Raw genomic sequence first — 1,996 nt, forward strand, 5'->3', positions numbered from 1 at the left:
GCACCGTCGGCTGCGCGGCGTTCGAGCACGGTGAGCTGCGCGGCGCTCGAGCACCTCCGTGGCCGGAACTACAGGCGCTGCCAGAGGGCCGGGGTGTTCGGCGGGGTCCAGTTGGGGTCGTGGACGGTGTGGGCTTGGCGGCAGCTGTAGCGGACTCCGTTGTAGGACACCACATCACCTATGTGGTAGGTGGCACCCTGTTGCCAGGGCTCGGCGGTGGGCCGATCGGTGGTGGGGTGCTGATGCGGCGGAGTGGTCGTGGTGGGTGGGCGCGGCGTCGTAGTCGTCGGGGTCGTAGTGGGGGTCGGTGTCGTGGTGGGGGTCGGTGTCGTGGTGGGCGTGGGATGCGTTGGGCTGGTGGGGGATCCGCCGCCGCTGATATCCAGGTCGATGCAGGAGTAGAACGCATTCGCGGTGTCCCCGATATTCCAGATGGCGAGCAGCCGCTGCCGGCCGGTGAAATCCCCCAGATCGACGCTGTGCGAGAAGGTCTGCGGCGGCAGCTCGTTGCCGCCGTCCACGAATCCGACCCGGGTGTCGCCGATGTAGTACTCCCAGTTGGCTGTTCGGTGCTGAGCCGTGACCTTCCAGGTGAAGGACACCGTCCGCCCGACCGCGTGCACCCGCCAGCCCTTGTCGTCGTCGTCCAACTCCGCGAAGCGGCCGACACCGCCGCTGCAACCGCGTAAGCCCTTCGGGCCCTCCACACTTTGCGGCTCGTACCTGATATCCCCGCAGTCGACGGCCCCCTGGGCGCACTGTGCCTGCCTGCTGGCCGGGGACGACACATACCCGTGGGCGTGGGCGACGCCGGCGGGCATGACCGCGACGATTATCGGCGTGATTCCGGCGAGAACCCCGACCGTGGACAGCACTCTGCTACGTACCACCTGAATCTCCTTGTGAGACAAGAGGGCAGCGGAGGCCGGCATGCTGTCCTGCAACGGATCTGTGATGTGATCCAGACCACTTTGAAGCAAAAGCGTGCTCTAAAAGGTAAGTTCTGGCAACCCTTCGGTCAAGGGCATGTCCCAGTTCAGCCATGAAGGTTTGCCGGCCAGCAAACATTTCGAACGAGAAGAGCCCGGATCTCAAGGGATCCGGGCTCATTCACGAGCGGTGATCAGCTCTTGCGGCCGGGGGCCTTCGCATTGGACTTGAAGCCCAGGCCGCCCGGCTTGGCGGTCGGCGGCTTCGCGGCGCCATTGCCGCCGGAACCGCTCTCGGCGGCCTTCGGCTCCGTGGACGCGGCGGCCGGAGCGTCGGCTTCCGCCGGAGCCTCCGGAGCCGAATCAGCCGGAGCCGCGGACGCTTCGGCGGCCGGAGCCTTGGCACCCGGAGCCTTGGCACCCGGAGCCTTGGCACCCGGAGCCTTCGGTCCGGGCCGCTTCAGGCCGGACTTCATAGCCAGACCCTTGGGTGCGATGGAGGGCTTGGCCTCCGTCGGAGCCGCCGGGGCGGCCGTGCTCGCCGACTCCGCCTGGGCGGGCTCCGCCGAAGCGGAATCGGCGGGTGCGGCAGTGTCTTCCGAGGGGGTGGGCTTGCCGGGAGCCTTGGGTCCGGGGCGCTTCAGCCCGGACTTCATCGCCAAGCCCTTGGCTGCGACGGTCGGCTTGACCTCTCCACCCGCGGGCGCGGCCGTCTCGGCGTCCGCGGCCGGTTCCGGCGCGGCGGCTTCGGCGGCGGGCTTGGCGCCCGGTGCCTTGGCTGCGCCCTTCATGGCCAGACCCTTGCCGCCCGGTGCCTTGAGCCCGCCCTTCATGGCGAGCCCGCCCGGCTTGGCGGCCGGGGTGGAAGCTTCCGCGGCGGGGGCGGCTTCGGCGGTCTCGGCGGATTCGGCCGGGGTGGCCTTCGCGCCGGGAGCCTTCAGTCCGCCCTTCATCTGGAGGCCCTTGCCCGGTGCCTTGGCCGGCCCCTTCATGGCCAGGCCCTTGGCGGGTGCGGCGGGGGCTTCGGAAGCCTCGGCGGGAGCGGCGCTTTCGGCCGGGGTGGCTTT

At 69.8% G+C, this 1,996-nt stretch carries 1 protein-coding gene and 1 pseudogene; both read right to left on the minus strand.

What is annotated here, in order from left to right:
- Positions 1 to 68: 68 nt before the first annotated feature.
- Positions 69 to 890: a lytic polysaccharide monooxygenase gene (locus QMO76_RS35160; protein ID WP_306365695.1), complete on the minus strand. Its 822-nt coding sequence runs from the start codon at positions 888 to 890 to the stop codon at positions 69 to 71.
- Positions 891 to 1,123: 233 nt separating this feature from the next.
- Positions 1,124 to 1,996 (minus strand): annotated as a pseudogene (locus QMO76_RS35165) (Fe-S oxidoreductase); the annotation flags it as partial.

It is taken from the genome of Nocardia sp. CC227C (assembly GCF_030767025.1).
GTDB lineage: Bacteria > Actinomycetota > Actinomycetes > Mycobacteriales > Mycobacteriaceae > Nocardia.